This window comes from Halorhodospira sp. 9622, from assembly GCF_022228025.1.
In the GTDB taxonomy this organism is placed as follows: Bacteria; Pseudomonadota; Gammaproteobacteria; order Nitrococcales; family Halorhodospiraceae; genus Halorhodospira; species Halorhodospira halophila_A.
Genome location: NZ_JAJNRE010000052.1, coordinates 1 through 4,472, shown reverse-complemented (window position 1 = coordinate 4,472; position 4,472 = coordinate 1). Strand labels below are relative to the sequence as shown.

The window sequence follows — 4,472 nt, the reverse complement described above, 5'->3', positions numbered from 1 at the left end:
CAGTTAGGAGCAGGTCAACAGTTTTTTCCCGCTTTCCTTCGGCACGGTCTCGCCGCCCGTCACGCTTCCGGCGATGACCCCACTGCAAAGTCCTGCGCCCGGACGGAGCGCTCCCGCGCAAAGGCCTCGCGGATGGTCTCCATGGGCTGCGGCGGGCAGATCCCGTACCCCTGAACGATATCGCACCCGGCGCTGCGCGCCATGGCCAGGGTGGCGCGATCCTCCACGCCCTCGGCAACCACCTCCATCCCCAGCCGACGCCCCAGTCCGGCCACCGACTCCACGATCCGGCAGTCGGCCGACGCTCCCGCCAGCTGCTGGATCAAGACACGGTCGATCTTGAGGCTGGTCGCCGGCAGACGGCGCAGGTAACCCAGCGATGTCTGCCCGGCGCCGAAATCGTCGATGGCCACCCCCATCCCCCAGTCCCGCAGCCGCCCGAGCACCCGGCGGGCCTGCTCCGGGTCGGCGAGCACCGCCGACTCGGTGACCTCCACCTCCAGCTGCTCCGGCGAGGTGCCGGTCTCCGCGAGGGCCCGCTCCAGATCGCCGATCAGTCCGTCGTCGTTGAGGTTGCGCGCGGAGAGGTTCAGCGCCACGTGCCAGGCGCGACCGTCGCGCTGGAGCTCGGCCAGATCCCGCAGCGCGGCGGAGACCACCCAGGGCGTCAGCTCGTGGATCAGATGGCTGCTCTCCAGCTGCGGGATGAAGCGCACCGGGGTCAACAGGCCGTGCTCCGGGTGCTGCCAGCGCAGCAGCGCCTCCGTGCCGACCACCTCCTCGCGCTCCAGGTGCCATTTGGGCTGGTGGTAGAGGCAGAGCTCATCGCGGGAGACCGCCCGCCGGAAGCCGCTGAGCAGGACCAGGTTCTCGCGGCTGGTCTGGTCACTGCCGACATCGTAGACGCGCTCGCGCTCGCCCCGCCGGCTGGCCAGATCGGCGGCGATGGTCGCGCGCTGGATCAACTCCTCGGCGCTGGCGCCGTGCTCCGGATGGTCCGCCCGCCCGAAGGTCAGGTTCACGTAGAGCGGCACCCCATCGGCGACCAGGGGCTCCATGGCGTGCGCACGGATGCGCGCGCGAACCTCGCCCAGCCGCTCCCCGTCGACGACCACCGCGAACCGCTCCCCGTGGAGGTGGTAGACCCCGGCATCGCCCTGGCACGAGGCCTGGAGCCGCTGCACCACGCCCCCAATCAGCCGAACGCCCACCTCGGGACCGAACGTATTCACCAGCTCAGTGTAGTTGTCGAAGATCGCCACCAGCACCGAGAAGCGCCGCGGGGCCTGCCCGGGCACCGGCGGCTCCAGCGTCCGCTCCAGCGCCTGGCGCAGCGGCTGCTGGCTCGGCGCCCCGCTAACCGGGTCCTCGCCGAGCAGGCGGGCCACCGCCTGACCGAGCATGCCCACCACGCCGCCGACAAACAGGAAGAACACCGCCCGGTAGGCCCAGTTGTAGAACGCCTGCATCTCGCCGGTGGCGGTGTCGATGGGCATCCCCGGCCCCAGGGCGAACCCGCCGGCCAGCCCGGCCACCACGCCGCCCCCGGGACCGAAGAGCGCAGCGGCCAGCAGGATCGGGACATACATGATGTGCGAGAAGGCGTACCGGATGCCGCCGGTCTGCCAGACCAGGAACGTGGTCGCGGCGATGAGGGTGACGATCCCCGCCACAGCCAGCCAGCGGCGCAGGCCAGTGGGGTGTTGCCAGCGCGTCAGCGCAAGCGCCAGCCAGCGGTCGATCCGTACCATGGGCGGCCCTTTCCGTAGCCTTCCTGGACGCCGCGAGCCGACCGACCCACGACCGGTTCAGCATAGACCACTGCGCACCCCGGCGGATAGCCACCCGGCGGCCCTTCCCGCGACGGTTTGACACGCTCCAACACGGTATTGGACGCTTACCACGCTTCACACCACCGGTTCCCACGTTTACTATAGGTTTACCTGCAGTCTCGTGCCCGCCTCCCCCACGGGCGCTCTGCAGTGACCGACCGGCCGTACGCGGCCGAACCAAAGCAGGAGAGTAGCCCGATGGAGGAAAGCATGGAGCGATCCAGCCACTCCCGCACGGTCAGCCTCGTCGACCTGGCCAAGCAGTACGTCCACCGCCTGAGCAGTGAGCCCCGTCGCCGCCGTCAGCGTGAAGAAGGTTTCACGTTGATTGAGCTGGTCATAGTGCTTGCTGTTCTTGGCGTCCTCGCCGCGATTGCGGTGCCGCAGTTTTTGGGTATCCAGGAGCGGGCTGAGGTCAACGCCTATCTCAACAGCATACAGGCCTCAATATCTGACGCGAACACTCAGGAACGCATTGGTAACGTTGACCTCAGCGACGAAGACGATGGTGCACTAAGTTGCACAGATTGGAACGAGGGAATCAACTGGGATACCGATATAAACGACGAAGGCGTGTCTGACGTTGATGAGTTTACCGGGGATGCGGATGATTACAATTCAGAGACCGATCGTGGCGAAATTACCACCGATAACCTGATCGGTCGTTATACAATTCCAGCAAGCGTCGCTGATGGAGCAGATGGGGGCGAAACGTGTTATATTGAGGAATCCGATGAATGACGATTAAAGAATAAACGCGTTGACAACTCAAAGTCAAGAACCTTTGAGGGCTATCACCTTGATAGCCCTTATTTTTTAAGAAGACGGTTAGCAAAATTAATAAGCCGTTGCTTTACATTTTTTCTTTTCGACTGCCTGGCTGATGATACGCCCCCCTTTGTCCCGACTTTTTCTGTTGTCCACTGCAGTAATACTTTTGGCAGGCTATCTTGGCGCCATCATTAGTGATTTTTGCGGCCTAACATCTCATTATGTCTTTCATGACTGGGTTTTTTCTTATTTTTTCATGGAAGCGGGTATAGTTGAAAGGGCTCAACACACCTATCTTGCCTTTGGAGTGGTTTTCAGTGCCGGTTGTCTCGCCTATCAGATCAAAAGTCGCCAACCTACCCCAGGCTGGTGGACTCTAGCCGCAGGTTTCTTCTTTTTATTCCTAGAAGACGCTCATAACACCCGTCATTACATCACCCGCACACTGCTCGATATTGACCGCAACACCCCGGTTCTTCAAGCATCCGTAGAACTGAGCTACTACGTCTTCCTCGCCAGTGTGATGCTCCTGGCTCTCTTCCTTCTTCTACGCTCAGGAACGCTGCCTAAGCTCGCCAGACGCCTTCTACTGATCGGCTATCCCCTCTACGGCCTCATCGCCTTCGCATCGGCCACACGAAACATCGGCGACTGGTACAGGGTAGTCGGTTCTTGGATCCAAGAACGTCTCATAGAAGGCCGCACAATCTCTTTTCCCTGGAGTGATGAGGTCTATACCTGCACCGCCATCTCTTCTTTCGTCTTCATAGATGGCCTCGTAGAAGAGTCCATCGAACTCATTGCGGCCACATTGCTTCTTGCTGCCGTTCTTTATTGCTTTCAGGAGTATCGTAAGCCTTTCGTTTCTTGATCTCCCAATCGTTCTTTTAAGATATCACCACCGCCACATTCGATCTTTTCTATTATCGTTCCTCTTTCCTCTTTACGATAAAACAATTATCCCACTCCCTCCTTTCTCGCCCTGCTCTGCTATCTCTCTTTCTTACAAATATCTTGGCGACAACCTGAACCCGACATTATTAATATAAACACCTTTTGCCATTAACCTAACACCAAGGGCCTATCATCAAATTCCAGCAAATAAGCGGTCAACAATAATATTAATATAAACCTTCTCCTTTCTCTTCAGCAAATTTTTATATAAAATTCCTTCCTGGCTAATTCCTCTTCCATCTCTTGACCGAGAATTTTAGCCGGTTATACTTAGAATCTCTAGAGCGGAAAAGGAGTGGAAAACACTAATATAAACATTCCGGAACCCGTACAACGAAAGGATGAACCAATGATCACACAAGAAGAAATTAACTACTGGGAAAACCTATACAACAAGATACTAAAAATGGTAAAAAGAAACATAATCCGAGGCGAGATCTTAATCGATATATCGGACTATTGTCGTCAAAACGGTATTGAGATCACTGTTCCACTCTTAACGGAACTGATCGACGCGGCATTCAAAGAGATACGTTTCCTTCAGGGCTGCTCGTGTCTTGAGCCTTCAGAGAACTCAACGATGTCTCGCACAAGGTAGCGAATACAGTTGTCTGAGTACTGGTAGTAAGGAAGGCGCCCTTCAAGACGAAGCCTCTGAAGTTGACGGACAGATAGCCCTGTTATCTTTGAGGCCATTTGACTGTTTACTAGTTCGTCTGCCCCGATCTCTTCGCCAGCGATGATGATGTAAAAATTTTCTTTGCTCATTTCGCATATTTTCTTTTTGCTATAAATATTTATGACAGATAGGCGCCTACTGTCTTTTAAGGCCATTTAGATACCACTTTCTTTTAGCGAGACAGATAATTTTATAGATGCTCCCTTCCTCTTTGCTGTCTTGCTTACCTTCCCTGT

At 57.1% G+C, this 4,472-nt stretch carries 3 protein-coding genes; 2 read left to right on the top strand and 1 reads right to left on the bottom strand.

Going from position 1 to position 4,472, the window contains the following annotated elements; genetic code table 11:
• Positions 1-59 precede the first annotated feature (59 nt).
• Positions 60-1,751, bottom strand: coding sequence for a bifunctional diguanylate cyclase/phosphodiesterase (locus LRG07_RS13325; RefSeq protein WP_238642668.1), 1,692 nt, complete (start codon positions 1,749-1,751; stop codon positions 60-62).
• A 279-nt stretch (positions 1,752-2,030) separates the two neighbouring features.
• Between LRG07_RS13325 and LRG07_RS14000 the strand changes: the two genes are divergently transcribed.
• The gene (locus tag LRG07_RS14000; RefSeq protein ID WP_305038536.1) at positions 2,031-2,573 is read left to right on the top strand and encodes a prepilin-type N-terminal cleavage/methylation domain-containing protein; all 543 of its coding nucleotides are present in this window, start codon (positions 2,031-2,033) and stop codon (positions 2,571-2,573) included.
• Positions 2,574-2,769: 196 nt separating this feature from the next.
• On the top strand, positions 2,770-3,474 hold the full coding sequence (locus LRG07_RS13315; protein ID WP_238642667.1) for a hypothetical protein: 705 nt from the start codon (positions 2,770-2,772) through the stop codon (positions 3,472-3,474).
• The last annotated feature ends 998 nt before the right edge of the window (positions 3,475-4,472 follow it).